The following is a 26,191-nucleotide window of genomic DNA, read 5'->3' as shown; positions in this document are numbered from 1 at the left end:
GGGAAAGATCATGCGGCTGCAAGGCAAGACGGCATTGGTGACGGGCGGCGCCTCGGGCTTCGGGCGCGGCATCGCCGAAACCTTCGCGCGCGAGGGGGCGCGGGTGGCGGTGCTGGACATCGACGGCGAAGGCGCGGCGGCGGTGGCCGAGGGGATCGACGGGCTTGCGCTGGCCTGCGACGTGGGCCGGGGCGACCAGGTCCGCGCGGCGGTGGACAAGGCGCGCGAAGCCTTCGGCGCCCTCGACATCGTGGTGAACAACGCCGGCTGGACCACGCCGAACGGCCCGCTTCTGGACACCGACGAGGCGGCGTTCCGCAAGATCTACGACATCAACGTGCTGTCGATCTTTCACATGACCCATGCAGTGCTGCCGCATTGGCGGACGCGCGGGCAGGGGGTGATGATCAACGTCAGTTCGACCGCCGGCATCCGGCCGCGGCCGGGGCTGAGCTGGTACAATTCCTCGAAGGGCGCGGTGAACACCCTGACCCGCAGCCTGGCGGCGGAACTGGCGCCCGAGGGCATCCGCGTGAACGCCATTGCCCCGGTCATGGGCGAGACCGGGATGCTGGAGCGGTTCATGGGCTGCGAGGACACGCCCGAGAACCGCGCCCGCTTCCTTTCGACCATCCCGCTGGGCCGGCTGTCGAAGCCGCGCGACATCGCCAATGCGGCGCTCTACCTGGCCTCGGACGAGGCCGATTTCATCACCGGCGTCATCCTCGAGGTCGATGGCGGGCGGACGGTCTAGCCCGTCACGCCCTGCGCCCGCCGCGTGGCGATGCTGCGCCACAGGAAGGCCAGCACGAACAGCGCCGTCAGCACCAGCACGATGGTCGGTGCCGGCGCGCTGTTCAGCCAGAAGCTGGCCCAGACCCCGCTGGCCGCCCCGAATGCCGCGACGCCGACCGAGGTGGCCAGCATGGCGGACAGCCGGCGCGTCAGCAGGAAGGCCACCGCCCCCGGCGCGATCAGCAGCGCGACGGCCAGGATGATGCCGACCGAGCTGAGCATGGCGACCACCGTGGCCGAGATCATGGCGAGCAGCCCGTAGTTCAGCAGGTTGAACGCCAGCCCCGACACCCGCGCCTGCACCGGGTCGAAGGCCAGGAGCGCGAAATCGCGCCATTTCAGCACCAGCACCAGCCCGACCATGGCCGAGATGCCGCCGGCAAGGCGCAGATCCTCGGGGCCGACGCCCAGCATGTTGCCAAACAGGATATGGTCCAGGTGCAGGTCGGTCTGGATCGCGGTGTAAAGCACCACCCCCAGCCCGAACATGCCCGACATGACCACGCCCAGCACGGTGTCGGCCTTGACGCGGCTGTTGTCCTGGATCCAGCCGGTCAGGGCCGCGCAGCCCAGGCCCGCCAGGAAGGCGCCAAGGATCAGCGGCAGGCCCGCGACATAGGCCAGCACCACGCCGGGCAGCACGGCATGGCTGACCGCATCGCCCATCAGCGACCAGCCCTTGAGCACCAGAAAGCAGGACAAAAGCCCCGCCGGAAGCGCGATTATCAGCCCGATCAGCGCCGCATCGCGCATAAAGGGGAAGGAAAAGGGCATCAGCAGCCAGTCCATCACGCGGCCTCCTTCAGTGCGTCGCGGGCGCGGCGGCGGGCGGCCAGAAGCCCGTGCTTCGGCGCCAGCAGGAAGGCGGCCAGGAAGATCAGCGTCTGCAGGCAGACGATCACCCCCCCGGTCGCGCCGTCGAGGAAGAACGAGACATAGGCGCCAATGGCCGAGGTGAGCGAGCCGATCGCCACCGACAGCAGGATCAGCCGCGGAAAGCGGTCGGTCAGCAGATAGGCGGTGGCGCCGGGCGTCACCACCAGCGCCACGACCAGGAAGGCGCCGACGGTCTGCATCGCCGCCACGGTCGAGGCCGAGAGCAGCGTGAAGAACAGCACCTTCAGCGCTTGCGGGTTCAGCCCGATGGTGCGGGCGTGGCTCTCGTCGAAGAACACCACCATCAGGTCGCGCCATTTCGCTGCCAGCACCAGCGCCGAGATGCCGCCGATCAGCGCCAGTTGCAGCGTGTCGCCGGGCGTGATCGCCAGGATGTTGCCCATGGTGATGGTCTGCACGGAAACCGCCATCGGGTTGAGCGAGACCATGAACAGCCCCAGCCCGAAGAAGCCGGTGAAGATCAGGCCGATGATCGCATCCTCGCGCAGGCCCGTGCGCTTGTTCAGAAACAGCATGGTCAGCGCCGCGAGCCCGCCCGACAGGAACGCCCCCAGCGCGAAGGGCAGGCCCAGCATGTAGGCCCCGGCGACGCCCGGCACGATGGAATGGGACAGCGCGTCGCCGATCAGCGACCAGCCCTTGAGCATCAGATAGGCCGACAGGAAGGCGCAGACCCCGCCGACCAGGGCCGAGACCCAGATCGCGTCGGTCATGTAGCTGTATTCGAAGGGCACCAGCAGCGTGCGGATCATTTCGGCGCCGCCTCTTCGCGGGCGCTGCGCTGCTTGTCGTCGTAAAACACCAGCGGGCGCTCGTCGTCCGACAGCACGGTCAGGCCGCGCGGGTCGTCGTCGTCGTGCAGGTGCCGCGGCCCCAGCACGAAATGGCGCAGCACGCCGCCGAAGGCCAGCCGCAGGTTGTCGGGGGTGAAGACCTCGGCCGTGGGGCCATGGGCCAGCACCGTGTTCTTCATCAGCACCACCCGGTCGCAATATTCCGGCACCGAGCCGAGGTCGTGGGTCGAGACCAGCATGACCCGCCCCTCGTCCCGCATTTCCTGCAACAGCGCGATGATGGCGGATTCGGTCTTGACGTCCACGCCGGTAAAGGGCTCGTCGAGCAGGATCACCCAGGCGCCCTGCGCCAGGGCGCGGGCCAGGAAGACGCGCTTCTTCTGGCCGCCCGAAAGCTCGCCGATCTGGCGGTGGCGGAAGTCCTGCATGTTCACCCGCGCCAGCGCCTCGTCCACGGCGCGGCGATCCTCGGGCCGCGGCCGGCGCAGAAAGCCCATATGGCCGTAGCGGCCCATCATCACCACGTCCTCGACCAGCACCGGAAAGGACCAGTCCACCTCCTCGGCCTGGGGCACATAGGCGATCAGGTTGCGGCGCAGCGCCTGCGGCACGGTCAGGCCCAGCACCCGCACCTTGCCGGCGGCGGCCGGAACAAAGCCCATCAGTGCCTTGAACAGCGTGGACTTGCCCGAGCCGTTCACCCCCACCAGCGCCGTGACCGAGCCCTGCGGCACGGTGAAATTCGCGTCGCGCAGGGCGGTGAAGCCGTTGCGATAGGCCACGGTCAGGCCGGATACCTCGATGCCCAGGGCGTCACGCATCGCTCAGCGCCTCAACGATGGTTTCCGAGGTCACGCGCAGCAGGTCCAGGTAGGTCGGCACCGGCCCGCCGGCCTCGGACAGGCTGTCGACGTAAAGCACGCCGCCATAGCGCGCCCCGGTCTCGGCCGCGATCTGCCTGGCCGGGCGGTCCGAGACGGTGCTTTCCGAAAACACCACCGGGATCTTGTGCTGCCTGATCGCATCGACCACGCGGCGCACCTGCTGGGGCGTGCCCTGCGCATCGGCGTTGATCGGCCACAGGAACAGCTCGCGCAGGCCGAAATCCCGCGCCAGATAGGAAAACGCACCCTCCGACGTGACCAGCCAGCGCCGCTCCTCGGGCAGGGCGCGGGCGGCGTCGCGCAGCGGGCCGATGGTGCGGGCGATCTCGCCCTTGTAGCGGCCGGCATTGGCGCGATAGCTGCCCTCGCCCTCGGAGTCGACCTGGGACAGGGCGGCGGCGATGTTGTCGACATAGACCAGCGCCGTGTCCAGCGCCATCCAGGCATGCGGGTTGGGCTTGCCGTCGTAATGCCCGCCCGAGATCGGCATCGGCTCGATCCCCTCGGTCAGCGTGGCCGAGGGCAGGTCGCCCAGGTTGCGCAGGAACTGTTCGAACCACAGTTCCAGGTTCATCCCGTTGCGCAGGACCAGGCTGGCGTCGCGGGCGCCGATCAGGTCGCTGGGGGTCGGTTCGTAACCGTGGATCTCGGCCCCCGGCTTGGTGATCGAGACCACCTCGGCGCGGTCCCCGGCCACGTTGCGCGCCATGTCGGCGATGATGGTGAAGGTGGTCGCCACCTTGAACTTGCCGCCCTGCGTCAGCGCCGGGGCGGAAAGGATGGCGGGGGCGGCCAGCCCGGCAAGGGCCGTGGTCAGGAATGTTCTGCGCTTCATGGTCCGATTCTTGTTCCCGTGGGCCTGATTCTGTTGCCGTTTATCTGCGAACGATTCTCAACTGTCAAGCCAGTTGCAATTTCTTCGCATCTGGGCCAGAAAACCGCATGGAGATCGAAACCCGCGCCGAAGCCTTCGAGGCCGCGCTGCGCCGTGCCGGCGTGCGCATCACCCGCCAGCGGGCGGCGCTGTTGCGCGTGCTGGCCGGGGCCGAGGACCACCCCGACGCGACGCAGCTGCACCAGCGCGCCATGGCGGCGGGGGCGGGGGTGTCGCTGGCGACGGTCTACCGCACGCTCTCGGCGCTCGAGGCGCAGGGCGTGATCCAGAAGCTGGAGTTCGAGGGCGAACCGGCGCGGTTCGAGCCCGCCGACGGCAGCCACCACGACCACATGATCGACGTCGAGACCGGCGAGGTCATGGAATTCGTCAACGAGCGCATCGAGCGCCTGCAGGCCGAGATCGCCGCCGAGATGGGCTATGAGATCGTCCGCCACCGGCTGGAGCTTTATGTCCGGCGGCGGAGATGAGCCTGGCGGTCTTCGACAAGATCATCTCGGACCGCGGCTCGCGCTATGCGGTGTCGGGCGGGCCGGCACGGACGCGCGCCGAGGCCGAGGCGCTGCTGGCCGAGCTGCGCCGCAACAAGCGTTTCGCCAAGGCGACGCACAACAGCTGGGCCGCGATCCTGTCGGGCGAGGCGGTGCGCGACGACGACGGCGAAACCGGTGCCGGCCAGATCATCCTGCAGATGCTGGAGCGGGCCGGGCTGACCGACCATGTGGTGATCGTGACGCGCTGGTATGGCGGCAAGCACCTGGGGGGCGACCGCTTTCGCCATGTCGTCGATGCAGTGCGGCACTATCTGGCGCAGGTGGGGCGCTAGTCCTCGCCCTTCACGGCATGGGCTTGCAGCAGTTCCAGCGGCACGATCTCCAGCGTGCGGGCATGGGTGGCCTCCAGCACCACTTCGGGCGCGGCGAATTCCTGCGCGGCCTGCAGGAAGCGCGCGGCGCAAAGGCACCAGCGGTCGCCCGGCTTCAGCCCCGGAAAGCGGAACTCGGGCCGCGGCGTGCTGAGGTCGTTGCCCAGGTATTTCGACAGCGCCAGGAACTCGGCCGTCACCACGACGCAGACCGTATGCCGGCCGCGATCCTCGGGGCCGGTATTGCAGCAGCCGTCGCGGAAAAATCCGGTCAGCGGCGCGGTCGAGCAGGGCGCAAGCTTGCCGCCAAGGACGTTGAGCGCGGGGTCCATGTCAGGTCTCCTTCGGCTGCCAGTCGATCCAGCGGGCATGGAAATCCGCTCGGCCGAGGCTCCATTGCCGCATCCCGCCGCCGGCCCAGAGCCGCAGGGCCAGCGCCGCGCCCTCGCCGCCGTCGGCCTCCATGGACAGATGCGCCAGGGGGCGCTCGGGGCTGGCCTGCGCGCCGGCGGCCTGCAGCGCGGCCTCGATCCGCGCGCGCGTGGCGGCGGGAAAATATTGCGCCGCAACGGTGTGATAGACAAGCCTGCCATGGTTGCAAGGTTCGGCCAGCCGGGCCGGCAGCCAGTCGCCCGCATCGCCGCGATCCACCCGCGGCGGATGGTTCCGGGCCAGGGCCAGCGCCGCCTGCATCCGCTCCAGCCGCGCGTGCTGGTCCGCCCAGATATAGGACAGAAGCCGCAGCCCGTCGCGCACCGGATCGAGCGGGTTCAGGTCCACCCCCCGCGCCGCGCCGGTCGCCAGCAGGGCATGGGCCGGGATCGCGCCGCGCCATTCCGGGGCAAGCCGGACAAGCGTCGCATCGTCTCCGGCAGTCTGGTCTTCATCGGCTATATCAAGATGATAGAGGGGAAAGTTCAGGTTCAGTCCAGCACTCGCCCCCAGCTCCAGTAAGTCAAAGCGGCATCCGGGAAGCTCGCCGGCCAAGTGCCGGCCCGCAGCGATCAGCACCGCGGCGCGGGCGACCTCATTGGTCTGCGGCGCAAGCTCGAGCCATTCCAGCATATGCGGCTGATGCTGATGAATTGCTTTGGAAATCTTCTGACGAAGCCATGCATCATCGCCCCCGGCATAGGCCCGCGCCAGTTCCGGGTCGCGCCCGCTCAGCACCAGCGCATGCAGCGCCCCGCAAAGCCGCAGCGGCAGCGAATCGCCGCGGTGGCTGGGATCGCCGGGCCAGGTTCGCACCCGCCGCGCCAGCGCGCCGTCGCCCTCGGCCAGGACCAGCGCCAGCTGTTCGCAGATACGGGCCGTGAGCGGCGAGCCGAGCGCGCGGCAGGCCCCCGCCTGCAAGGCGAAGGCCTCGCGCCAGGCCGTCACCGGAACCGCTCGGTCAGCGCCCTGAGCCGGTCGGAGAGGCTGGGCGGCTCGGCGGCGAGGTCGTTGGCGGGTTTCGCCGCGGGCCTTTCCGGCGATCCCTTGCCGGGGTTCTCGGGGCGGGTGCCGCTGTTGCGCGCCGGCGCCACCCGCGCCGCGACCGCGTTCATGAACCGCGCATCCTCCCCCGCCGCCAGCGCCTCCGCCCCCTCCGAGATGCCGCGCAGCAGATCGTCCAGCCCGGCCTCTTCGGCCTTGGCGAAATCCGACAGCACATAGCCCGACACGCGATTCTTGTCGCCGGGATGGCCGATGCCGATGCGCAGCCGGCGATAGCCCTCGCCGATATGTTGGTGCAGCGAGCGCAGCCCGTTGTGCCCGGCATGGCCGCCGCCGGTCTTCAGCCGCAGCTTGCCGGGGGCGAGGTCCAGCTCGTCATGCAGCACGGTCACGTCCTCGGGCCCGAGCTTCAGGTAGCGCATCGCCTCGCCGACCGACTGGCCCGACAGGTTCATGAAGGTTCCGGGCTTGAGCAGGGTGACGCGCATGCCCCCCAGCCGCCCTTCGGCGATCTCGCCCTGGAAACGCGCGCGCCAGGGGGCAAAGCCGTGGTCGGCGGCGATGCGATCGACCGCCATGAAGCCCACATTGTGCCGGTTCGTGGCGTATTTCGCGCCCGGATTGCCCAGGCCGACGATCAGTTTCATGCGTTTCTCCGTCGCTCGGGCGCCAGATTACCGGCCCGGCCGGGCAGGAGCAAATTTTATCGCTCTCTTGTCCTCGGGGCCCGGCGTTACTAAGACTCTGTCAACCTTTCGCGTCTAAGAGCGGTCGAACGGGACAGGGGCCTTGGGACGAATCGCGAAACGGACAGGCCAGGCAGGGACAAAAGCAAGGACAGACATGCACGATCCGGCAGAATTCTACATGAACACCCTCGTCCCCATGGTCGTCGAACAGACCAGCCGGGGCGAACGTGCCTATGACATCTTCTCGCGCCTGCTGAAGGAAAGGATCATCTTCCTGTCCGGCCCGGTGCATGACGGCATGGCGACGCTGATCTCGGCGCAGCTGCTGTTTCTCGAGGCGGAAAACCCGACCAAGGACATCAGCATGTATATCAACAGCCCCGGCGGGCTGGTGACGGCGGGCCTGTCGATCTATGACACGATGCAATACATCAAGCCGCGCGTCTCGACGCTGGTGGTGGGGCAGGCGGCCTCGATGGGCTCGCTGCTGCTGTGCGCAGGCCAGCCGGGGCAGCGCTTCTCGCTGCCGAACAGCCGCATCATGGTCCACCAGCCCTCGGGCGGCTTCCAGGGCCAGGCGACCGACATTCTGATCCATGCGCGCGAGACCGAAAAGCTCAAGCGGCGCCTGAACGAGATCTATGTCCAGCACACCGGCCGCACGCTGGAAGAGGTCGAGGAGGCGCTGGAGCGCGACCGCTTCATGTCGCCGCAGGAGGCGAAGGATTGGGGCCTCATCGACGAGATCCTGACGGCGCGCGGCAAGGCCGAGCCGGGCCAGTGATCACGGCTGCGGGAAGCTGGCGGGGCAGGCGTTTTGGGGATTGTGACGGGCCGGGGGGGCTCGTAACATGATGGGCAACGCATGGCGTGGCCTGGCCACGTCCGGAACAGGCGGTCGTCCGGCGCTTTTGCCGGGCCTCCGGTGCTATACGAGGATGAACTGATGGCCAATCCGACCGGCGGCGACAGCAAGAACACGCTCTATTGCAGCTTCTGCGGCAAGAGCCAGCATGAGGTGCGCAAGCTGATTGCCGGTCCGACCGTGTTCATCTGCGATGAATGCGTCGAACTCTGCATGGACATCATCCGCGAGGAGACCAAGTCCTCGGCGCTGAAATCCGGCGACGGCGTGCCCACCCCGCGCGAGATCTGCAACGTGCTGGACGATTACGTGATCGGCCAGGAACATGCCAAGCGCGTGCTGTCGGTGGCCGTCCACAACCACTACAAGCGGCTGAACCACAGCTCCAAGACCGACATCGAGCTGGCCAAGTCGAACATCCTGCTGATCGGCCCGACCGGCTGCGGCAAGACGCTGCTGGCGCAGACGCTGGCGCGCATCCTGGACGTGCCCTTCACCATGGCCGACGCCACCACGCTGACCGAGGCCGGCTATGTCGGCGAGGATGTCGAGAACATCATCCTCAAGCTCCTGCAGGCCAGCGAATACAACGTCGAGCGGGCGCAGCGCGGCATCGTCTATATCGACGAGGTCGACAAGATCACCCGCAAGTCCGACAATCCCTCGATCACCCGCGACGTCTCGGGCGAGGGGGTGCAGCAGGCGCTGCTGAAGATCATGGAGGGCACGGTCGCCTCGGTGCCGCCGCAAGGCGGGCGCAAGCATCCGCAGCAGGAATTCCTGCAGGTGGACACGACCAATATCCTCTTCATCTGCGGCGGTGCCTTTGCCGGGCTGGACCGGATCATCGCGCAGCGCAACAAGGGCACGGCGATGGGCTTCGGCGCCAACGTCAAGGAGGACGACGACAAGGGCGTGGGCGAGTTGTTCAAGCAGCTCGAGCCCGAGGATCTGCTGAAATTCGGCCTGATCCCGGAATTCGTCGGCCGCCTGCCGGTCATCGCCACGCTGGGCGACCTGGACGAACAGGCGCTGATCACCATCCTGACCCAGCCCAAGAACGCGCTGGTCAAGCAGTATCAGCGGCTCTTCGACCTCGAGGGCGTGAAGCTGACCTTCACCGAGGACGCGCTGGTCGCCATCGCCCGCCGCGCCATCAAGCGCAAGACCGGCGCGCGGGGCCTGCGCTCGATCATGGAGGACATCCTGCTGGACACGATGTTCGACCTGCCCGGCATGAGCAGCGTCGAGGAGGTGGTGGTCAACGAGGAGGCGGTGGACAATCCCGCAGCCAAGCCTTTGCTGATCCACACCGATTCGAAAAAGGAAACCGCGACCGCGGGCTAGGCTCGCATCGCATAGGGGCTCGGCCGGCCGCCTTGGCGGCTGCCGATCCCGCGCCGCGGCGGGTCGGTCGACGTGGTGCAGGCGGGGCCATGGGCGCCGCCTTTTTCGTTTACCCCTCCGCGCGCGTCCATCTGCACGGAGAACGTCTCCGTCCGGCGGGCCGCAATGGTTTGTCGGCGCGTAAGGTTCCCGGCCGCGCTCGGATCGGCTTGTCCCCGTGCGGGCTCCGCCGGGGTGAACCGCATCCAGCTGCTGGCCTGCGACTACGGCTTGTCCCTGCGCGGGCTCCGCCGGGTTTCCGGCCCAACGCTATCGCGCGGCTGCTGCGCATCATCCGCCTGATCGCCTTCGGGCTGCTGTTCCTGGGAATGCTTTCAGTCATCCTGGGGATGGCAGTTCTATTGGTGCAGCAGATCGTCAATCTGGGCCGACTGACGCTTCTGGGCTTGCTCTCCAGGCCCCAGTCAAGAGCCGAGACTCTCCATATAAGCCCCCCGACCAGGAGCAATGAGAAACCCTCCCGAGAGCAACTCGGGAGGGGGATCTCATCGCATCCTGGATCTTGGGAAAACTGGGGTGCGCTGTCCGTAGGGGGTTTCCCGGATCGCCACATCGGCCTCGGTCAGGTTCTCGGAAATGGTCGAGAACTCGCCAGCATTCAGCAGGGGAGCGATGGAGAGCCGGGCATTGGCCTCCTTCAGAGCCTTGATCCCGCCGCGATGAGCCGGCCCCCCGGCCGCGTCGATTTGCCTTGTCCGGGCACGGCTGCGGCCAAGCGTCTCTGGACCTTCGCCGCAACTTGCGGCATATCTCGGCCACACCCGATTGATGAGGTTCGCACCCATGTCGTTTCTGCTGCGCTTTCTGACCTGGTGGAACAGCCAGACCCTGAACACCCAGGTCTGGACCAAGCTTTACGGCGAAAAGGTCGGCGAGGACGATCAGGGCAATGTCTATTACCAGTCCGGCGGCGGCAAGCGGCGCTGGGTGATCTATAACGGCGAGGCCGAGGCAAGCCGCATCTCGCCCGAATGGCACGGCTGGCTGCATCACACCTACAAGGAGCCGCCGACCGCGGCCCCGCTGCCGCACAAGCCCTGGGAAAAGCCGCATGAGCCGAACCTGACCGGGACGCCGGCCGCCTATCACCCGGCGGGCTCGCTCTATCGCGCACAGCCGGTCGAGCGGCGCGACTACGACGCCTGGCAGCCCGAGTAGGCGCATGAACACCGCCGCCGAACGGGCCGAGCTTTGGGTTGGCGCGGCGGTCCTGGCCGTGGCGGCCGGCTTCCTGGCCTGGTCCACCGCCGGCGGCAGGCTGGGGGCGCAGCTGGCGGGCGGCTATGAGTTGCGCGCGGCCTTTCCCAACGTGGACGGCATCGAGGTCGGCACCGATGTCCGCGTTGCCGGCGTCAGGGTGGGGCGGGTCTCGGCGGTCGACCTGAACCCGCAGACCTATTTCGCCGAGGCGCGGCTGCGCCTGCCCGACGGCATCCGCCTGCCCAGCGACAGCGCGGCGCTGATCCAGTCGGACGGGCTGCTGGGCGGCGCCTATATCGAATTGCAGCCGGGCGGCGCGCCCGACAACCTGGCGCCGGGCGACGAGATCGAGGATGTGCAGGGCGCGGTCAGCCTGATCTCGCTGATGATGAAATTCGTGGATGCGCAAAGCACGGACGACAGCCCATGACCGATCTTCTGACCCGCGCCTGCCTGTGCCTGCTGCTGGCAGCCAGTCCCGTCCTCGCCCAGGACGAGGAGCCGGCCGAGGACCAGCAGCTGATGATCGACCCGGCCTTCAGCGACGATCCCGATGCGGTGGTCCCCGTCGAGCCCTCGGCGGCGGAGCGGCAGCGCGCCGCCGAAGCCGCCCGCGGCCCCGAGACGGCGCGCGGCACCGGCGCGCAGCTGCGCGGCCTCGACAAGATCACCGGCCGGACGCAGGATTTTACCCTGGCCGTGGGCGAGTCGATCGCCTTTGGCCGGCTTCAGCTGAGCCTGGCGGAATGCCGCTATCCGGCGGCGGACCCGACCTCGGACGCCTATGCCGAGCTGACGATCACCGACCATCAGGCCAATGCCCGGCTGTTTGCGGGCTGGATGATCGCCTCGTCCCCGGCGCTCTCGGCGCTGGACGATCCGCGCTATGACGTCTGGGTGATTTCCTGCAACAGGGCCTGAACGCCGGGCAGGGCATGGGCGGTCAGGTCGGCCCGGACCTTTAGCGCGACCGCCAGCCGCCGGCGATATTCCAGGCGCGGGATGGCCTGGCCGCCCATCGAGGCGAGATGCGGGTTCGGATATTGCGTGTCCCACAGCGTGAAGCCGCAGCGCGCCAGATGCGAGGACATCCAGATCAGCGCCGCCTTGGAGGCATTGGGCCGGCGCGAGAACATGCTTTCGGCAAAGAAGGCCCCGCCCAGCGTCAGGCCGAACATGCCGCCGATCAGCGCGTCGCCGGCCCGGATCTCCAGCGAATGGGCGTGGCCCATGCGGAACAGATCGCGGTAAAGCGCCATCAGGGGGGCGTTGATCCAGGTTTCCGCGCGATCGGCGCAGCCCTGGACCACGCCGACGAAATCGCAGTCGAGGGTCGCATGCCAGCCGCAATGGCGCAGCACGCGCCGCATCGAGCGCGAGACATGCACCCCGCCCACCGGCAGGATGCCGCGCAGCCCCGGCTCGAACCAGTAAAGCTGGGGATCCGAGGCGGATTGCGCCATCGGAAACACCCCCTGGGCATAGGCGGCCAGCATCCGTTCGGCAGTCAGGCCCCTGCTGCTCATGCAGGGACCGCCGGTCGTGCCGCCTGTCGCATCGCTCAGGCGCTGACGGCCATCTCGGCCAGCCAGCGTTCCAGCCAGTGGATCGAGTAATCGCCGCGCTGGATGTCGGGATTCTCGATCAGCGCCCGGAACAGCGGCACGGTGGTGTCGATCCCGTCCACGATCAGCTCGCCCAGGGCGCGATTCAGCCGTGCCAGCGCCTCGGGGCGGTCGCGGCCATGCACGATCAGCTTGCCGATCAGGCTGTCGTAATAGGGCGGGATGCGGTAGCCGTCATAGATCGCCGAATCCATCCGCACGCCCAGCCCCCCCGGCGCGTGATATTGCGAGATGGTGCCGGGCGAGGGGGTGAAGTTCGGCAGCTTCTCGGCATTGATCCGCACCTCGATGGCATGGCCGCGGATCTGCAGGTCTTCCTGGTGGAACTCCATCTCTTCGCCGGCGGCGACCAGGATCTGCTGGCGCACCAGGTCGACGCCGAAGATCGCCTCGGTCACAGGATGCTCGACCTGCAGGCGGGTGTTCATCTCGATGAAGTAGAACTCGCCGTCCTCGAACAGGAACTCGATGGTGCCTGCGCCGCGATAGCCGATCTTGGCCATGGCATTGGCGCAGATGCCGCCGATGCGGGCGCGCTGCTCGGCGGTGATGACCGGGCCGGGCGCTTCCTCGAAGACCTTCTGGTGGCGGCGCTGCAGCGAACAGTCGCGCTCGCCCAGATGCACGGCGCGGCCGCGGCCGTCGCCAAAGACCTGCACCTCGATATGGCGCGGGCGCTGCAGGTACTTCTCGATATAGACCTCGTCGTTGCCGAAGGCGGCCTTGGCCTCGGCGCGGGCGGTGCGGAAGGCGGTCTCCAGCCCGGCTTCGTCATTGGCGACCTTCATGCCGCGCCCGCCGCCACCGGCGGTGGCCTTGATGATGACCGGATAGCCGATCTGCGCCGCCACCTGCTTGGCCGCGGCCACGTCCGCCACACCGCCGTCCGAGCCGGGCACCACCGGGATGCCCAGCGACTTCGCCGTCTCCTTGGCGGTGATCTTGTCGCCCATGATGCGGATATGCTCGGCCGAGGGGCCGATGAAGGTGATGCCGTGATCCTCGACCATCTGCACGAAGGCGGCGTTTTCCGACAGGAAGCCATAGCCGGGATGCACCGCCTGCGCGCCGGTGATCTCGCAGGCCGAGATGATGGCGGGCTGCGACAGGTAGCTGTCGGTCGAGGGCGGCGGGCCGATGCAGACGGATTCGTCGGCCATGCGCACATGCATCGCATCGGTATCGGCGGTGGAATGCACGGCGACCGAGGCGATGCCCATTTCGCGGCAGGCGCGGATCACGCGCAGCGCGATCTCGCCGCGGTTGGCGATCAGGATCTTGTCGAACATCCGCGCCTCACTCGACGACCATCAGGGGCGCGCCGAACTCGACCGGGCTGCCGTCGTCGACGAGGATGCGCTTGACCGTGCCCGAGCGGGGCGAGGGGATGTGGTTCATCGTCTTCATCGCCTCGACGATCATCAGCGTCTCGCCTTCCTTGACCTGCTGGCCGATGGCGACGAAGGGCGTGGCGCCGGGCTCGGGCGCCAGGTAGGCGGTGCCGACCATGGGCGAGGTCACGACGCCGGGCAGGCTGGCCGGATCCTCGCTGGCGGGGGCTGCGGCCGCGGCCGGGGCGGCGGCGGGGGCCATCGCCGCGGGGGCGGCGAAGGTGGCCGGCATGGCTTGCGGCGCGGCCTGTTTCTGGTGCTTGGACAGGCTGACGGTCAGCCGGTCGTTTTCGTCATATTCGCGCTTGACGGTCAGTTCGGTCAATTCGTTGCGATCGAGCAGTTCGGCCAGCGCCTGGATGAAGGCGACATCGCCCTCGTGATGGCGCTTGTCTTGACCAGCGTGTTTGGAATCGTCGCTCATGCCGTCCTCTGGATGTCGTTGTCGGGGCCCGCGTTCTGATTGCGCGGCGGATTTGGGCGTCCTTATAGACCGTCGGGCAACCCAAGGGAAAGGGATTCGCCGCCTAGCCCCTGCGTTTCCAGCGCCGATGGACCCAGAACCACTGCTCCATATGGTCGCGGACCAGCCGCTCCAGATCGTCGTTCAGCGCCTGCATCATGGTCGGGGCGTCGCTGTGGGGGATGGGCGCGCCGACCTCGACGCGAAAGCTCAGCCCGTCGGGCTGGCGCACCCCGGCGATGGGCAGGATCAGCGCATCATAGCGCAGCGCCAGTTCCGCCGGGGTCAGCACCGTCCTGGTCGGCAGGCCGAAAAAGCGCAGCTCGGCGCCGTGGACGTCGAACTGGTCGAAGCCCAGCGACAGCCAGCCCCCACCCTTGAGAAAGCGCAGCATCGCCGCAAGCCCGGCGCGGCCGCGCGGGAACATCGGCTCGGCGATGGCGCGCATGGCGGGGATGTAATGGCGGTTGAACGCCTCGTTGTTCATCGGCCGGTAAAGCGCGCCGACCGGCCAGCCGCGCCCGGCAAGCGCCGCGCGCATGGCGTCGTAATTGCCGAAATGCGCCACGGCCAGGATCACCGGCCGGCCCGCCTGCGCGGCCTGTTCCAGCGCCGGCAGGCCGGGGCCGGCCAGCGGGTCGGCGGCATGGATGCGGTCGGTGAACTCGGTGCCGGAATAGATCTCGGCCAGCGAGCGGCCGGCGTTGTCGGGCACCGCGCGGGTCAGGCGGCGGACCTCGGCCGCGGAAAGGTCGGGACGCGCCATGGCCAGGTTGGCGCGGATGCGCCGGCGCCAGCCCGCCAGCGGGCCAAGCAGATGGGCAAAGAACCAGCCCATCGCGGGCACGCGCCGCCGATAGGGCAGGATGCGCGCCAGCCCCATGACGGCCAGGAAGGCGCCATTGGCGATGCGGTCGCGCAGCGGGGCGGGCTCCTGGGTCTCGGTGTCGGTCTCGGTCATTGCGGCCCCGTTCCGGCGGCCCGGTTCATCGCGCGGGCCTCGCGCATCCAGACATATAGGCCCGCGGCCACGATGATCAACGCGCCGATGAGGGTCCAGAGGTCGGGCAGGGTGCCCCAGAACAGCCAGCCCCAGAGCCCGGCCCAGACCAGCCCGGTATAGCCGAAGGGGGCGATGGCCGCCGCCTCGGCCAGCGAGAAGGCGCGGATCAGCAGCGCCTGCGCCGCCGTGCCGAGCCCGCCGAGCAGCAGGAAGGCCCAGAGGTCGCCGGCCGCGATGGGCTGCCAGACGAAGGGCACGGCGAGCGAGGAGAGGACCGTGCCGACCAGCGCCGACCACAGAATCGAGGTCGTGGTGGAATCGCTTCTCGCCACGCGGGTCAGGATGGCGCCGGCGGCATAGGTGAAGGCCGCGGTGAGCGCCAGCAGCGCCGCGGGATGGAAGACGCCGGCGCCGGGGCGGATGATGAGCATGGCGCCGCAGAAGGCGGCGAGGATGCCGAGGATGCGGCGGATGCCGATGGATTCGCCCAAAAAGACGGCCGCGCCCAGCGTGATCAGCACCGGGTTGAGGTCCATGATCGCGGTTGCCTCGGCCAGGCCGATGAATTGCAGCGCGCTGAAGAACAGCAGGCCCGAGCTGAATTGCGTCACGCCGCGGAAGAACTGCACCGCCGGGCGCCGGGTGGCGAGGGCATGGCGCAGCCGCGGCGCGAAGATGACCGCGACGATGGCCAGGTTGGTGACGAAGCGCACCCAGACCACCTGCACCGGATGGTAGAGCGTCGAGAGATGCTTGCCGGTGGCATCCATCAGCGTGAAGAGGAAGATCGCCAGCAGCAGGAGCAGAATGCCGCGCAATTGCGCCGAGCGCGCCGGATCGCCCGCGGGCGCGAGGATCGGCGGCAAGGCGCCGGGGCTGGGTTCGGGCGGTGTCATGGCATGTCCCTCTTGTTCCCGCTTATGCCCGTGGGCGGCGGCGGGGTCCATGGGGGCGGAGCGGGTGCCTGCCCGCGCCGTCGCATGGGTATTTGGGGAACGAAGAAGCCGGGCGGGGATTCGAGGGGACCAGGCTTCGGGGCCGGGATTGGGCAGGCCGCGCCGGAAAGGGCGCGGCCCGGATGGGTCAGCCGAGCAGGCGGCGGGCCTCGGCGATGGTCGCCTCGGCGGTGATGCCGAATTCCTTGTAGAGCGTCGGCGCCGGGGCCGAGGCGCCGAAGCCGGTCATGCCGATGAAGCCCGAGGTTTCCTCGCGCCCGCGCTCGCCCAAGAGCAGCCAGTCCCAGGGCTGGCGCACCGCGGCCTCGATGGCGATGCGCACGGTGCCGGCGGGCAGGACCTGCCGGCGGTATTCGGCGTCCTGGTCGCGGAAAAGCTCCATCGACGGGACCGAGACCACGCGGGTCGGCACGCCCTCGGCCTCGAGCGCGTCGCGGGCGGCAACGGCGATTTCCACCTCGGAGCCCGAGGCCATCAGGATCACCCTGGGCTCGGCGCTGGCCTCGCGCAGGACATAGGCGCCCCTGGCCGAGAGGTTCTCGGACCCCGCATCCTCGCGCAGCAGCGGCAGGTTCTGGCGCGACAGCGCCATGACCGTGGGCGTCGATTCGCTCGACAGCGCGATTTCCCAGGCCTCGGCGGTCTCGATCAGGTCGCAGGGGCGCAGGGTCAGCGTGTTGGGCGTGGCGCGGCAGATCGCCAGGTGCTCGACCGGCTGGTGGGTCGGGCCGTCCTCGCCCAGGCCGATGCTGTCATGGGTCATGACATAGGTCACCGGCAGGCCCATCAGCGCCGAAAGCCGCATGGCCCCGCGCGCGTAATCGGTGAAGCACATGAAGGTGCCGCCGTAGGGGCGGAAGCCGCCGTGCAGCCAGATGCCGTTCATCGCCGCCGCCATGCCATGTTCGCGGATGCCGTAGTGGATATAGCGGCCCTGGCGGTTTTCCGGCGTGAAGATGCCCAGATCCTTGGTCTTGGTGTTGTTCGAGCCGGTCAGGTCGGCCGAGCCGCCCAGCGTCTCGGGCAGTTCGGGGTTCAGCACCTCCAGCACCATCTCGCTGGCCTTGCGGGTCGCGACCTTGGGCTTGCTGGCCAGCGCCTGCTGCTTGAGCGCGGCGATGGTGGGCGCAAGCCGCTCGCTGGTGCCGCCCGAGATGCGGCGGGCGAATTCGTCGCGGTTTTCCGCCGCATCGACGCGGGCGGCCCAGGCTTCGCGTTCCGCCCGGCCCTTGGCGCCGATGGCGCGCCAGTCGGCCAGGATGTCATCGGGCACGGTGAAGGCGGCGGCATCCCAGCCGAGCGCCTCGCGCGCGGCGGCGATCTCGGCCGCGCCGAGCGCCGAGCCATGCACGCCCGAGCTGTCCTGCTTGTTGGGCGCACCGAAGCCGATGATGGTCTTGCAGGCGACCAGCACCGGGCGGTCGTCCTTGCCGCTGGCCGCATCGGCCAGGGCGCGGGCGATGTCGGCCGGGTCGTGGCCGTCGCAGCTGAGCGTGCGCCAGCCCGAGGCCTCGAAGCGCTTCAGCTGGTCGGTCGAATCCGACAGCGACACGCGGCCGTCGATGGTGATGTCGTTGTTGTCCCAAAGGACGATCAGGTTCTTCAGCTTCTGGTGGCCGGCCAGGCCGATCGCCTCCTGGCTGATGCCCTCCATCAGGCAGCCGTCGCCGGCGATGACCCAGGTCTTGTGGTTGCACAGGCCCTCGCCGAACTGGGCGCGCATCGCCTCTTCAGCGATGGCGAAGCCGACGGCGGTGGCGATGCCCTGGCCCAGCGGGCCGGTCGTCGTCTCGATCCCCTCGGCATGGCCGTATTCGGGATGGCCGGCGGTGATCGCGCCCCATTGGCGGAAGTTGCGGATCTGGTCGATCGACATCTGCTCGTAGCCGGTCAGGTGGAGCAGCGAATAGATCAGCATCGAGCCATGGCCCGCCGACAGCACGAAGCGGTCGCGGTCGAACCAGTTCGGCGCGGCGGCGTCGAATTTCAGGTGGTCGCGGAACAGGACCGTGGCGACGTCGGCCATGCCCATCGGCATGCCGGGGTGGCCCGAGTTCGCCGCCTCGACGGCGTCCATGGAAAGGGCGCGGATCGCGGTGGCGAGGCGCCAGTGGGCGGGATCGGCCTTGCGGCGGGCGGCGATGTCCATATCGGGATTCCGTGCTGTTGTATGGCGGCACGTCCTGATAGGCAGGAGGGCGCGCGGTTGCAAGCCGCAAGGGGGACGGAGGGGCGGTTTCGCATGACAAAGCATCACGCCATCATCGGTTTCCGGCAGGACCGGATCGGCGCGCGGCTGATCTGCCTGCTCAACGTCATGCGGATCGCGCGCAAGTTCGGGGTCTCGGGGCGCTATCTGTGGCTGTCCCAGCCCGACGGCCCCTATCCCGAGCTGGCCGATCCGCGCGATTTCCTGGACCCCGGCTTCGTGGCCGCGCATATCGACGTGGTCGGGCACGCGCCCGACCGCGCGGGCCTGCGCAACCTGCCCGCGGTTGCGCCAGGCATGAGCCGCGCCGGCTTTGCCCGGACCCTGGCCGAGGGGCGGCGCTATGAGTGCGACAGCATGGCCGAGATCCTGCGCTTCATGGACGAACCCGAGGCCGAGGCGGCCGCCGGCCTGCGCGCCGTGGCCGCCGATCTGGCCCTGTCCCCGCGGCTGGCGCGGGCGCTGGCGGATGCGCGGCGCATCCTGGAGCGGGCGGGCGGCGGTCGGCCGCTGGCGATCCATGTCCGGCGCGGCGACATCCTGGACGGCGATCCCTGGTCCTATTCCTCCTGGGCGTCGAAATATGTGCCTGACGAGTTCTTCCGCGCCTTTGTCGCCGCGGTGGAGGGGCCGGTCATCGCCTTTTCCGACACGCCGGCCGCGGTCGAGCATCTGCGGCAGGGCGATCCGCGCATCCTCTCGGTGCAGGAGTTGCTGGACCCCGGCGCGCTGACCCCGGCCGAGCGCGACCTGCTGGAACTGCTGCTGATGGCCGGTTGCGCCCAGGTGGGCGCGCCCAGCCACAGCGCCTTTTCGCGCGCCGCGGCGATGGTGGGAGAATGCCGGATCGTGACCCTGCCGGGGGCGCTTCCCGCCGATCTGCAGGCTTCGGCCCATGATGCGCTGCTGGAGCGGGTGCTGTCGCGGCCGGAGAGTTTCCTTGCGCCGGGCGATCTGGCGCAAAGCATTAGCTATGCCGCCGGCCATGCCCGGCGCCGCGGCCGAGGCGCGGAGCTGGTCGATGCCTTGGCCGGGAACCGCGCGCTGCTGGAGCGTTTCCCCTTTCTTTATCGCGAGCTTGCGGTGGCGGCCTGGTCGGCGGGCCGGGCGCAGAAGGCGCGGCGGCTGGCCTTGCAGGGGCTGGAGGCGCCGCTGATGCGCAACCGCGACAAGCCGCAATGCCGGCAGGTGCTGCTGGTCACGGGCGGGCAGGGCAGGAATGCCGATGGCGCCGCGCCCGCACCGGACGCGGCCTTCGTGGACATGATCCTTGCCGGGCGCTCGGCCGAGGGGCCGATCATGCCCGCCCTGGCGCATCGGCTGATGCGCGAGGGCGGCGCGGCCAGCCGGGCGCTCGGCTTCGCCCCCGAGCTGCTGGCGACCTATGCCCAGCCCGGCCCGGAACGCGGCAAGGGCCGGATCCTGCCGCTTTGGCTGTTGCGAATCGACTGGTCGGAGTTCATCCGCGATCCGGGCCCGCAGCGCGAGCTGCTGGTCTGGCCCGACCTGTGGCGCAAGCTGGGCCCCGGCGCCGAGGCGCTGGCCCCGGTCGAGGCGGCGCTGGCCAGGGGCGAGCAGCCGCCGCTTGCCGAGGGGGACGCGGCCTGGCTGGGCTTTTGCGCCTCGGTGCTGCGGCTGCATGGCCGGCTGAACCGGGCGCTGGCGCTGCTGCACTGGCTGGATGCGGCGCGGCCGGGCCGGATGCTGACCTGCAAGCGGCTGGCCGATGTCTGCTTTGCCGCCGGCAATCGCAAGGCCGGGCAGCGCTGGCTGGATGCGGCGCTGGCGCTGGCGCCGGACCAGCCGCTGCTGCGCCTATCGGCCGCGCTGCGCGCCGCCGAGGCCCAGGACGCCCCGCGGGCCGAGGCGCATCTGCGCGCCGCCCAGGCGGCTTGGCCGGAACTGGGCCTGACCCAGACCCTGCGCCGCACAATGCGCCGGCAGATGCAGGCCGGCGCGCTTGCGGATGCCGCATCCTGCGCGGCGCAGGCCGGCTGATCACGCGATCGTCATAAAGCATTTGCCAAAGCCCGGCCGCCAGCGCAGTCTTGCGAAAACGCAAGGATAACGGGCAACAATGGGGGGCCTCATGGCAAGAGCCGCGACATCCGCAGTCGATCCGGTCGACGAGATCCTGCCGCCGCTGCGCATGACGACCCTGGGCTTGCAGCATGTGCTGGTCATGTATGCCGGCGCGGTGGCGGTGCCGCTGATCGTCGGCCGCGCGCTGAAGCTCTCGCCCGAGGACGTGGCCTTCCTGATCTCGGCCGACCTGTTCTGCTGCGGCGTGGCCACGATCATCCAGTCGCTGGGCGTGACGCGCTGGTTCGGCATCCAGCTGCCGGTGATGATGGGCGTGACCTTCGCCTCGGTCGGGCCGATGGTGGCCATGGCCAATGCCTATCCGGGTCCCGAGGGCGCGCGGATGATCTTTGGCGCCATCATCGGCGCGGGGATCGTCGCCATGCTGATCGCGCCCTTCGTCGGGCGGATGCTGAAGTTCTTTCCGCCGCTCGTGACCGGCACCATCATCCTGGTGATCGGCGTCACGCTGATGCGGGTGGGGATCAACTGGATTTTCGGCAACCCGGTCGGGCCGACCGCGCCCAAGGTGGTGGACCCGGTCGCGGCGGGCTGGCTGAACCAGCTGCGCGACCTGGCCGGGACCGGCGCCGTGCCCGCCCTGCCCGAGGGCTTTGCCCCCGCGCCCAGCGTGCAGAACCCGCTTTACGCCCAGCCGGTCAACATCGCCATTTCCGGCGTGGTGCTGGTCGCGATCCTGCTGATCGCCCGCTTCGGCCGCGGCTTCGTCGCCAATATCGCGGTGCTGCTGGGCATGCTGATCGGCGCGGGGCTGACCATCGTGCTGGGCCAGATGGCCTTCGACAAGGTGGCCGAGGCGCATTGGTTCGGCATCGTCGCGCCCTTCCATTTCGGCATGCCGATCTTTGACCCGGTGCTGATCGTGACCATGGTGCTGGTGATGATCGTGGTGATGATCGAATCGACCGGCATGTTCCTGGCGCTGGGTGAGATGACCGGGCGCGAGATCACCCCGCAGCGGCTGACCGCCGGGCTGCGCACCGATGGCCTGGGCACGCTGATCGGCGGCATCTTCAACACCTTCCCCTATACCTCTTTCAGCCAGAACGTCGGCCTTGTCGGCGTCACCGGCATCAAGAGCCGCTTCATCTGCGTCGCCGGCGGGCTGATCCTGATCCTGTTCGGGCTGGTGCCCAAGATGGGCGCCGCGGTGGAATCGCTGCCGACCCCGGTGCTGGGCGGCGCGGGCCTCGTCATGTTCGGCATGGTCGCCGCGACCGGCATCCGCATCCTCTCGACGGTGGATTTCGCCGGCAACCGCAACAACCTGTTCGTGGTGGCGGTGGCGCTCGGCTTCGGGATGATCCCGCTGATCGCGCCCGACTTCAAGCAATGGATGCCGCATGCCATCCACCCGCTGGTCGAATCGGGCATCCTGCTGGCGACCATCGCGGCGGTGGCGCTGAACGCCTTCTTCAACGGCACCGGCGGCAGCGTCGAGGAGGCCAAGCGCGCCGCCGGCATGGCCGATCACTGATCGGCGGCGGCCTCGCCCGGCGGCGGCGTCTCCAGCGGGCGGATGCGCAGCCGGGTGATGCGGTTTTCCCGCCGCGCCAGCACCTCGAAGCGGTAGCCCTGAAAGGAAAACACCTGGCCCGCCGCGGGGATCGACTGGGCCATGTGGATCACCAGCCCGGCAACGGTATTGGCCTCGTCGTCGGGCAGGGACCAGTCCAGCGCCCGGTTCAGGTCGCGGATGGTCATCGCGCCGTCGACCATGTAGTCGCCCTGCGGTCCGGGCAGCAGCGTTTGCGCGGCGTCCATGTCATGTTCGTCGGTGATCTCGCCGACGATCTCTTCCAGGATGTCCTCGAGCGTGATCAGCCCGCGCAGGCTGCCGTATTCGTCCACCACCAGCGCGAAATGCGTCCGCCGCCTGAGGAATTCGCGCATCTGCTCGTCCAGCGGCGTGGTCTCGGGCACGAAATAGGGCGGCATGGCGGTGCTGAGCACGTCGAAGTTGCGCAGCGCCTCGGGGCCGCTGTCCTGAAGCGCCCGGCGCACGCCGCGCAGCAGGTCCTTGGCATGGATCACGCCGATGACGTTCTCGCGCTCGCCGCGATAGACGGGCAGGCGGGTGTGGGGGCTTTTCAGCACCAGGTCCAGCACCTCCTCGGCGGTCAGGCCGGCGTCGATCATGGCGATGTTCGAGCGGTGCAGCATCACCTCCTCGACCGAGCGCTCGCCAAGGTCCAGCGCGCCCAGCAGCAGGTCGCGCTCGGCCTTCTGCACGGCGCCGCTGGATTCGGCGACGGCCAAGGCATCGGCGATCTCGTCCTGCACGGAAAACACCGGGCCGGCCTCGTCCGCGCGGATGCCGAAGGGCGCCAGAAGGCCGCGCGCGACCAGCCGCACCGTCCAGACCACGGGCGCAAGGATGCGGGCCAGCAGGGCCAGGGGGCGGGCGGCGCGGCCGGCCATGTCTTCGGGGGCAGGCGGGCCAGGGTGCGGGGCAGCACCTCGGCCAGCACCAGCAGCAGCGCGGCAAGGACCAGCACCGCCAGCGCCGCCCCGCCCCAGCCCCAGAGCCGCAGGCCAAGCGCCGCGGCAAGGCCGGCGGCCAGGATCCTGACCAGGGTATTGCCGACCAGGATGGCGCCGTTCAGCTTCTCGTCGTCCTCGCTGGCCTCCAGCGCCGCGGCGGCCCGAGGGTCGCCCTTGTCGGCGCGGGCGCGCAGCTTGCTGCGGCTTGCCGCGGCCAGCGCCGTCTCGGCGCCCGAAAGAAAGGCGGAAAGCCCCAGAAGCAGCAGGATCGCCGCGCCGACCAGCCAGGGCAGCGGGTCATGGGCGGCGAGCGCGGGGTCGGTAAGGGCCGGCGGGATCATGGTTCCTGGTCGTCGCGATGGGCATGGGCCAGCGGATGGTGGTTCAGCACCAGGTCGCGCATCCGCGTGTCCAGGACATGGGTATAGATCTCGGTCGTGCCCAGGTCGGCATGGCCCAGCAGCGTCTGGATCGCGCGCAGGTCGGCGCCGCCCTCCAGCAGATGCGTGGCGAAGGCGTGGCGGATCACATGCGGCGAGACGCGGGCCGGGTCGATGCCGGCCGCCAGCGCCAGCTGGCCCAGCAGGGCGTTCATCGCCTGGCGCGTCATGTGCCCCTCGCGGCTGGCGGCGGGGAACAGCCAGCGCGCGCCCTTGCCCGCGACCAGCCGGCCCAGCGGGCTTTCGGCGGGGGCATCGTCGCGCCGCTTCAGCCAGGCGGCCAGTGCCCGGCGGGCGGGATCGCTCAGCGGCACCATGCGCTCCTTACCGCCCTTGCCGCGGATCAGCAGCAGCGCCGGATCGCCGCGGCAGGCGCCCACCGGCAGCGAGACCAGCTCGCTCACCCGCATGCCGGTGGCGTAGATCAGCTCGACCAGCGCCAGGTTGCGGGCGCGCTCGGCCTCGTTGCGGCCGATGCGGGGCAGGGCGTCCAGCATGGCTTGCACCTCGGCCCGGTCCAGCACCTTGGGCAGGCGCTGCATCCGGCCCGGCCCGCTGATGCGGCAGGCCGGGTCGTCCTCGCGCCAGCCTTCGTCCAGCGCGAAGCGCATGAGCTGGCGGATCGCCGACAGTCGCCGCGCTCGTGTCGCCCGCGACAAGCCTTGGGCGTCGCAATGGGACAGGTAATCCTCGATCCCCTCGCGCGGGACGGCCAGCAGGGTCTCGTCGCGCGCCGCCAGCCAGTCGGCGAAATCCCGCAGGTCGCGGCCATAGGCCAGCAGGGTGTTGCGCGCCGCCCCCGCCTCGGCCGCCTGCGCGTCGAGAAAGGCCGAGATCCGGCCCCGGTCGTTCAGGCCGCCGCCGCTCACGGTGCGCCGGCGCCCGGCGGGGGCGCCATCACCGGGGCCAGGATCAGCTCGATCGCCGCCTGGCGCGCGATTTCCTGCTGGCCCAGCACGCGCAGCACGCGCAGGCCCTGCGCCGCCCGCGGCAGGTCGCCGTCGAGCCCGGCATCGACATCGGCGATGGCGGCCAGCAGCGCCTCGCCCCGCCGGTTGGCCAGGATCAGCTGCGCGGCGCTGTCCGGCAGGTTCTGCTCCGACGGGCCAAGGAAGGCGGGGAAAAGCGCGGCCGCCCGCGGCTCGCCCTCGCCCTGCGGCGGGGCGGATTGCGGCTCGCCCTCGGCAAAGCGCAAAAGCCACAGCTCGAAAGGCGCGGCATCGGCGGGCGGGGCCTGCACCACCTGCGGCTGTGCGGCCTGCAGCGCCAGCCACAGCGCGATGCGGCCGGCGCGGCCGTCCAGCCCCAGCGCGCCGACCTCGGCCCCGACCATGTCGGCCAGTGCCGGGCCAAGCCCCGCCGCGACCATGGCGTCGAAGGCGCGGGGCAGGGCGTGGCCCACGCCCGCCACGTCGCGCATCAGCAGCGCATCGGCCAGCGCCTGCACCGCGCCCGCGCGGTCCCAGACCCCGCCCGAGGCGGCGGGCTTCTGCTCCAGATAGATCATGCGCAGCTGCGAGGCCGGGATCGCCCCCGCCCGCGCCAGCCGCTCGGCCGCGTCCAGCCGCGCCTTCCAGCCCTCGTTCTGGTCCAGGTCCGCCAGGGCGAAGGCCAGCGGCAGGCTGGACGAGGGCAGGGGCTGGCCGATGGCCTCGTGCAGGCGCAGCTCCAGCGGCGTGACCACGGCGGGCGGCACCAGCTCCTCGGCGCTGTCGGAATAGCCGTCGTCCAGGTAATGCGCCAGGAGCGTCGCCATCTGCGGGTCGATCCGCCCCATGGCCTGCGCGCCGTGAAACACCAGCGCCGCCGCCGCCCAGTCGCCGCCGAAGGCCAGGCAGAAGATGCGCGCCGGAAAGCTGGGGGCGACGCCGGGGGTGCGGTCCATGGTCTCGCAGGCCTGGGCCTCGTCGCCGGACAGAAGCGCGATGTCGAACAGCCGCCGGAACCGCTGCGGGTCGCCGGGGCCGGCGGCCTTCAGCAGCTCCTTGGCGGCGCCGGTGGCACCCATGTCCAGCAGCTTGTCGACGCGGGCCAGGAAGAGGGTGCCTTCCTGCCCGGCCTCGGTCCGGGCCGGGCGCAGTTGCGCGGCCAGCAGCCGCCGCTCCAGCCGCCGCAGCGCCGGCAGGCGCGGGTTCGGGCTGCGGATCAGCCGCACCAGCACCGCCGCCTCGCTGTCGCCCCAAAGATCGGCCGGAAGCCCCGCCGCCCGCGGCGAGACGGTGCCCTTGCCGTCGGGATTGCCCTCGCCCAGCCGGGTCACGCCGACCGGCTCGACCGCGCCGGTGGGGGCAAGCTCGCGCCGGGCGCGCTGCCTCAGCTCGGGCGGGCGCGCGTCGCCGGGCCGCCAGGACGAGATGTTGTCGGGCTCGCGCACGCTGCCCGACAGCCAGTCGCTGGCCGAAAGCGGCGGCTTGGCCCCGGCGGGCAGGGCAAGCGCCAGCCCGGCCACCAGGGCGCAGGCCAGGCCAAGGCCGTCAGTCGAGGTCATTCTGCCCCGCCCCCGCATCCTCGGCCGCCGGGGCGGACTGGGCGGCATCGCCGTCCTCGGGGGCCGTGGCCGTCGAAGGGGCCGGCGTTTGGGTCGTGGTCGGGGTCGATGCCGGGGTCGATGCCGGGACGGCGGCCCTTTGCGCCCCCAGGTCCAGTTCGACCGGCATCCGCATCTCGCGCGGGTCGGAACTCATGTCGCCGAAATAGGCATAGCCGGCCAGGCCCGCCAGAATCAGGATGACCAGAACCACCACCACCTTCAAAAGCCGCATGAATTGCCCCTTCCGCCTCGATATGCT

27 protein-coding genes and 1 pseudogene are annotated in these 26,191 nt (G+C 69.8%); 10 read left to right on the top strand and 18 right to left on the bottom strand.

Going from position 1 to position 26,191, the window contains the following annotated elements; genetic code table 11:
- The first annotated feature begins 10 nt into the window (after positions 1–10).
- Entirely contained in the window at positions 11–754 is a 744-nt protein-coding gene (locus tag E3U26_RS21530) for an SDR family oxidoreductase (protein ID WP_499106571.1), read from the top strand.
- On the opposite strand, the gene E3U26_RS21525 is transcribed toward E3U26_RS21530, so the two are convergent.
- From E3U26_RS21525 to E3U26_RS21510, 4 genes are read right to left on the bottom strand one after another with little or no spacing between them, the layout of a single operon-like run.
- Positions 751–1,584: a metal ABC transporter permease gene (locus tag E3U26_RS21525; RefSeq protein WP_499106569.1), complete on the bottom strand. Its 834-nt coding sequence runs from the start codon at positions 1,582–1,584 to the stop codon at positions 751–753. The two genes, E3U26_RS21530 and E3U26_RS21525, sit on opposite strands and share 4 nt — an antisense overlap.
- Complete coding sequence (locus tag E3U26_RS21520) at positions 1,584–2,444, bottom strand: metal ABC transporter permease (protein WP_036759834.1); 861 nt, start codon at positions 2,442–2,444, stop codon at positions 1,584–1,586. Before E3U26_RS21520 ends, E3U26_RS21525 begins: the two co-directional genes overlap by 1 nt.
- Positions 2,441–3,307: an ATP-binding cassette domain-containing protein gene (locus tag E3U26_RS21515; RefSeq protein ID WP_499106567.1), complete on the bottom strand. Its 867-nt coding sequence runs from the start codon at positions 3,305–3,307 to the stop codon at positions 2,441–2,443. The genes E3U26_RS21520 and E3U26_RS21515 overlap by 4 nt, the downstream gene beginning before the upstream one ends.
- The gene (locus E3U26_RS21510) at positions 3,300–4,205 is read right to left on the bottom strand and encodes a metal ABC transporter substrate-binding protein (RefSeq protein WP_499106566.1); all 906 of its coding nucleotides are present in this window, start codon (positions 4,203–4,205) and stop codon (positions 3,300–3,302) included. The genes E3U26_RS21515 and E3U26_RS21510 overlap by 8 nt, the downstream gene beginning before the upstream one ends.
- A gap of 107 nt (positions 4,206–4,312) precedes the next feature.
- Here E3U26_RS21510 and E3U26_RS21505 point away from each other — a divergent pair, with 107 nt between their 5' ends.
- Both E3U26_RS21505 and E3U26_RS21500 read left to right on the top strand, forming a co-directional pair.
- A complete protein-coding gene (locus E3U26_RS21505; RefSeq protein ID WP_072462445.1) occupies positions 4,313–4,735 on the top strand; it encodes a Fur family transcriptional regulator in 423 nt (140 codons plus the stop codon).
- Entirely contained in the window at positions 4,732–5,091 is a 360-nt protein-coding gene (locus E3U26_RS21500) for a YigZ family protein (RefSeq protein ID WP_499106563.1), read from the top strand. The genes E3U26_RS21505 and E3U26_RS21500 overlap by 4 nt, the downstream gene beginning before the upstream one ends.
- Here E3U26_RS21500 and E3U26_RS21495 read toward each other — a convergent pair.
- From E3U26_RS21495 to pth, 3 genes are read right to left on the bottom strand one after another with little or no spacing between them, the layout of a single operon-like run.
- A complete protein-coding gene (locus tag E3U26_RS21495) occupies positions 5,088–5,462 on the bottom strand; it encodes a DUF2237 family protein (RefSeq protein WP_072462444.1) in 375 nt (124 codons plus the stop codon). The genes E3U26_RS21500 and E3U26_RS21495 overlap by 4 nt on opposite strands.
- Before the next feature lies 1 nt (position 5,463).
- Positions 5,464–6,510: a DUF2332 domain-containing protein gene (locus E3U26_RS21490; protein WP_499106560.1), complete on the bottom strand. Its 1,047-nt coding sequence runs from the start codon at positions 6,508–6,510 to the stop codon at positions 5,464–5,466.
- Positions 6,507–7,214, bottom strand: coding sequence for an aminoacyl-tRNA hydrolase (gene pth, locus E3U26_RS21485; protein ID WP_499106559.1), 708 nt, complete (start codon positions 7,212–7,214; stop codon positions 6,507–6,509). Before pth ends, E3U26_RS21490 begins: the two co-directional genes overlap by 4 nt.
- Positions 7,215–7,410: 196 nt before the next feature.
- Here pth and E3U26_RS21480 point away from each other — a divergent pair, with 196 nt between their 5' ends.
- Both E3U26_RS21480 and clpX read left to right on the top strand, forming a co-directional pair.
- The gene (locus E3U26_RS21480) at positions 7,411–8,040 is read left to right on the top strand and encodes an ATP-dependent Clp protease proteolytic subunit (protein WP_036759845.1); all 630 of its coding nucleotides are present in this window, start codon (positions 7,411–7,413) and stop codon (positions 8,038–8,040) included.
- 162 nt (positions 8,041–8,202) lie between these two features.
- Positions 8,203–9,468, top strand: a complete 1,266-nt coding sequence (clpX, locus tag E3U26_RS21475) for an ATP-dependent Clp protease ATP-binding subunit ClpX (protein ID WP_036759847.1) — start codon at positions 8,203–8,205, stop codon at positions 9,466–9,468.
- Positions 9,469–10,013: 545 nt separating this feature from the next.
- Here the strand turns inward: clpX and E3U26_RS21470 are convergent.
- Positions 10,014–10,313 carry a hypothetical protein gene (locus tag E3U26_RS21470; protein ID WP_449044295.1) on the bottom strand — a complete coding sequence of 100 codons (300 nt, stop codon included), beginning with the start codon at positions 10,311–10,313 and terminating at the stop codon, positions 10,014–10,016.
- Here E3U26_RS21470 and E3U26_RS21465 point away from each other — a divergent pair.
- From E3U26_RS21465 to E3U26_RS21455, 3 genes are read left to right on the top strand one after another with little or no spacing between them, the layout of a single operon-like run.
- Complete coding sequence (locus tag E3U26_RS21465) at positions 10,312–10,686, top strand: NADH:ubiquinone oxidoreductase subunit NDUFA12 (protein WP_058096017.1); 375 nt, start codon at positions 10,312–10,314, stop codon at positions 10,684–10,686. The two genes, E3U26_RS21470 and E3U26_RS21465, sit on opposite strands and share 2 nt — an antisense overlap.
- A gap of 4 nt (positions 10,687–10,690) precedes the next feature.
- Positions 10,691–11,158, top strand: a complete 468-nt coding sequence (gene mlaD / locus E3U26_RS21460) for an outer membrane lipid asymmetry maintenance protein MlaD (RefSeq protein ID WP_072462441.1) — start codon at positions 10,691–10,693, stop codon at positions 11,156–11,158.
- Positions 11,155–11,649: a DUF2155 domain-containing protein gene (locus E3U26_RS21455; RefSeq protein WP_083539128.1), complete on the top strand. Its 495-nt coding sequence runs from the start codon at positions 11,155–11,157 to the stop codon at positions 11,647–11,649. The genes mlaD and E3U26_RS21455 overlap by 4 nt, the downstream gene beginning before the upstream one ends.
- On the opposite strand, the gene aat is transcribed toward E3U26_RS21455, so the two are convergent.
- From aat to tkt, 6 genes are all read right to left on the bottom strand, one after another.
- On the bottom strand, positions 11,613–12,254 hold the full coding sequence (gene aat, locus E3U26_RS21450) for a leucyl/phenylalanyl-tRNA--protein transferase (protein WP_072462440.1): 642 nt from the start codon (positions 12,252–12,254) through the stop codon (positions 11,613–11,615). The genes E3U26_RS21455 and aat overlap by 37 nt on opposite strands.
- Before the next feature lie 35 nt (positions 12,255–12,289).
- Positions 12,290–13,642 (bottom strand): acetyl-CoA carboxylase biotin carboxylase subunit, encoded by a 1,353-nt coding sequence (gene accC / locus E3U26_RS21445; protein ID WP_072462439.1) that lies wholly within the window; start codon positions 13,640–13,642, stop codon positions 12,290–12,292.
- Positions 13,643–13,649: 7 nt separating this feature from the next.
- Entirely contained in the window at positions 13,650–14,168 is a 519-nt protein-coding gene (gene accB, locus E3U26_RS21440; RefSeq protein ID WP_499106557.1) for an acetyl-CoA carboxylase biotin carboxyl carrier protein, read from the bottom strand.
- A gap of 103 nt (positions 14,169–14,271) precedes the next feature.
- Positions 14,272–15,168: a lysophospholipid acyltransferase family protein gene (locus tag E3U26_RS21435; protein ID WP_072462437.1), complete on the bottom strand. Its 897-nt coding sequence runs from the start codon at positions 15,166–15,168 to the stop codon at positions 14,272–14,274.
- Entirely contained in the window at positions 15,165–16,106 is a 942-nt protein-coding gene (locus E3U26_RS21430) for a DMT family transporter (protein WP_499106556.1), read from the bottom strand. The genes E3U26_RS21435 and E3U26_RS21430 overlap by 4 nt, the downstream gene beginning before the upstream one ends.
- A gap of 187 nt (positions 16,107–16,293) precedes the next feature.
- A complete protein-coding gene (tkt, locus tag E3U26_RS21425) occupies positions 16,294–18,315 on the bottom strand; it encodes a transketolase (protein ID WP_114535964.1) in 2,022 nt (673 codons plus the stop codon).
- A 93-nt stretch (positions 18,316–18,408) separates the two neighbouring features.
- Here tkt and E3U26_RS21420 point away from each other — a divergent pair, with 93 nt between their 5' ends.
- Positions 18,409–20,373, top strand: a complete 1,965-nt coding sequence (locus E3U26_RS21420) for a hypothetical protein (RefSeq protein WP_499106554.1) — start codon at positions 18,409–18,411, stop codon at positions 20,371–20,373.
- 91 nt (positions 20,374–20,464) lie between these two features.
- Positions 20,465–21,955, top strand: a complete 1,491-nt coding sequence (locus tag E3U26_RS21415; RefSeq protein WP_499106553.1) for a nucleobase:cation symporter-2 family protein — start codon at positions 20,465–20,467, stop codon at positions 21,953–21,955.
- On the opposite strand, the pseudogene E3U26_RS21410 reads toward E3U26_RS21415, so the two are convergent.
- From E3U26_RS21410 to E3U26_RS21395, 4 genes and pseudogenes are all read right to left on the bottom strand, one after another.
- Positions 21,949–23,303 (bottom strand): annotated as a pseudogene (locus tag E3U26_RS21410) (HlyC/CorC family transporter). The gene E3U26_RS21415 and the pseudogene E3U26_RS21410 overlap by 7 nt on opposite strands.
- The gene (locus tag E3U26_RS21405; RefSeq protein ID WP_499106550.1) at positions 23,300–24,271 is read right to left on the bottom strand and encodes a site-specific integrase; all 972 of its coding nucleotides are present in this window, start codon (positions 24,269–24,271) and stop codon (positions 23,300–23,302) included. The pseudogene E3U26_RS21410 and the gene E3U26_RS21405 overlap by 4 nt, the downstream one beginning before the upstream one ends.
- Positions 24,268–25,890, bottom strand: coding sequence for an amino acid adenylation domain-containing protein (locus tag E3U26_RS21400; protein ID WP_036757948.1), 1,623 nt, complete (start codon positions 25,888–25,890; stop codon positions 24,268–24,270). The genes E3U26_RS21405 and E3U26_RS21400 overlap by 4 nt, the downstream gene beginning before the upstream one ends.
- Positions 25,877–26,164, bottom strand: a complete 288-nt coding sequence (locus E3U26_RS21395) for a hypothetical protein (protein ID WP_499106546.1) — start codon at positions 26,162–26,164, stop codon at positions 25,877–25,879. Before E3U26_RS21395 ends, E3U26_RS21400 begins: the two co-directional genes overlap by 14 nt.
- Between the last annotated feature and the right edge of the window lie 27 nt (positions 26,165–26,191).

The organism is Paracoccus ferrooxidans (genome assembly GCF_029909815.1).
In the GTDB taxonomy this organism is placed as follows: domain Bacteria; phylum Pseudomonadota; class Alphaproteobacteria; order Rhodobacterales; family Rhodobacteraceae; genus Paracoccus; species Paracoccus versutus.
This window is presented reverse-complemented; position numbering and strand designations above follow the sequence as displayed.

Excerpts from the sequence above, each read along its gene's own strand:
- E3U26_RS21530 (WP_499106571.1), top strand. The coding sequence starts at position 11 with ATGCGGCTGCAAGGCAAGACGGCATTGGTGACGGGCGGCGCCTCGGGC.
- E3U26_RS21525 (WP_499106569.1), bottom strand. The coding sequence starts at position 1,584 with ATGGACTGGCTGCTGATGCCCTTTTCCTTCCCCTTTATGCGCGATGCG.
- E3U26_RS21520 (WP_036759834.1), bottom strand. The coding sequence starts at position 2,444 with ATGATCCGCACGCTGCTGGTGCCCTTCGAATACAGCTACATGACCGAC.
- E3U26_RS21515 (WP_499106567.1), bottom strand. The coding sequence starts at position 3,307 with ATGCGTGACGCCCTGGGCATCGAGGTATCCGGCCTGACCGTGGCCTAT.
- E3U26_RS21510 (WP_499106566.1), bottom strand. The coding sequence starts at position 4,205 with ATGAAGCGCAGAACATTCCTGACCACGGCCCTTGCCGGGCTGGCCGCC.
- E3U26_RS21505 (WP_072462445.1), top strand. The coding sequence starts at position 4,313 with ATGGAGATCGAAACCCGCGCCGAAGCCTTCGAGGCCGCGCTGCGCCGT.
- E3U26_RS21500 (WP_499106563.1), top strand. The coding sequence starts at position 4,732 with ATGAGCCTGGCGGTCTTCGACAAGATCATCTCGGACCGCGGCTCGCGC.
- E3U26_RS21495 (WP_072462444.1), bottom strand. The coding sequence starts at position 5,462 with ATGGACCCCGCGCTCAACGTCCTTGGCGGCAAGCTTGCGCCCTGCTCG.
- pth (WP_499106559.1), bottom strand. The coding sequence starts at position 7,214 with ATGAAACTGATCGTCGGCCTGGGCAATCCGGGCGCGAAATACGCCACG.
- E3U26_RS21480 (WP_036759845.1), top strand. The coding sequence starts at position 7,411 with ATGCACGATCCGGCAGAATTCTACATGAACACCCTCGTCCCCATGGTC.
- clpX (WP_036759847.1), top strand. The coding sequence starts at position 8,203 with ATGGCCAATCCGACCGGCGGCGACAGCAAGAACACGCTCTATTGCAGC.
- E3U26_RS21465 (WP_058096017.1), top strand. The coding sequence starts at position 10,312 with ATGTCGTTTCTGCTGCGCTTTCTGACCTGGTGGAACAGCCAGACCCTG.
- E3U26_RS21470 (WP_449044295.1), bottom strand. The coding sequence starts at position 10,313 with ATGGGTGCGAACCTCATCAATCGGGTGTGGCCGAGATATGCCGCAAGT.
- mlaD (WP_072462441.1), top strand. The coding sequence starts at position 10,691 with ATGAACACCGCCGCCGAACGGGCCGAGCTTTGGGTTGGCGCGGCGGTC.
- E3U26_RS21455 (WP_083539128.1), top strand. The coding sequence starts at position 11,155 with ATGACCGATCTTCTGACCCGCGCCTGCCTGTGCCTGCTGCTGGCAGCC.
- aat (WP_072462440.1), bottom strand. The coding sequence starts at position 12,254 with ATGAGCAGCAGGGGCCTGACTGCCGAACGGATGCTGGCCGCCTATGCC.
- accC (WP_072462439.1), bottom strand. The coding sequence starts at position 13,642 with ATGTTCGACAAGATCCTGATCGCCAACCGCGGCGAGATCGCGCTGCGC.
- accB (WP_499106557.1), bottom strand. The coding sequence starts at position 14,168 with ATGAGCGACGATTCCAAACACGCTGGTCAAGACAAGCGCCATCACGAG.
- E3U26_RS21435 (WP_072462437.1), bottom strand. The coding sequence starts at position 15,168 with ATGACCGAGACCGACACCGAGACCCAGGAGCCCGCCCCGCTGCGCGAC.
- E3U26_RS21430 (WP_499106556.1), bottom strand. The coding sequence starts at position 16,106 with ATGACACCGCCCGAACCCAGCCCCGGCGCCTTGCCGCCGATCCTCGCG.
- tkt (WP_114535964.1), bottom strand. The coding sequence starts at position 18,315 with ATGGACATCGCCGCCCGCCGCAAGGCCGATCCCGCCCACTGGCGCCTC.
- E3U26_RS21420 (WP_499106554.1), top strand. The coding sequence starts at position 18,409 with ATGACAAAGCATCACGCCATCATCGGTTTCCGGCAGGACCGGATCGGC.
- E3U26_RS21415 (WP_499106553.1), top strand. The coding sequence starts at position 20,465 with ATGGCAAGAGCCGCGACATCCGCAGTCGATCCGGTCGACGAGATCCTG.
- E3U26_RS21400 (WP_036757948.1), bottom strand. The coding sequence starts at position 25,890 with ATGACCTCGACTGACGGCCTTGGCCTGGCCTGCGCCCTGGTGGCCGGG.
- E3U26_RS21395 (WP_499106546.1), bottom strand. The coding sequence starts at position 26,164 with ATGCGGCTTTTGAAGGTGGTGGTGGTTCTGGTCATCCTGATTCTGGCG.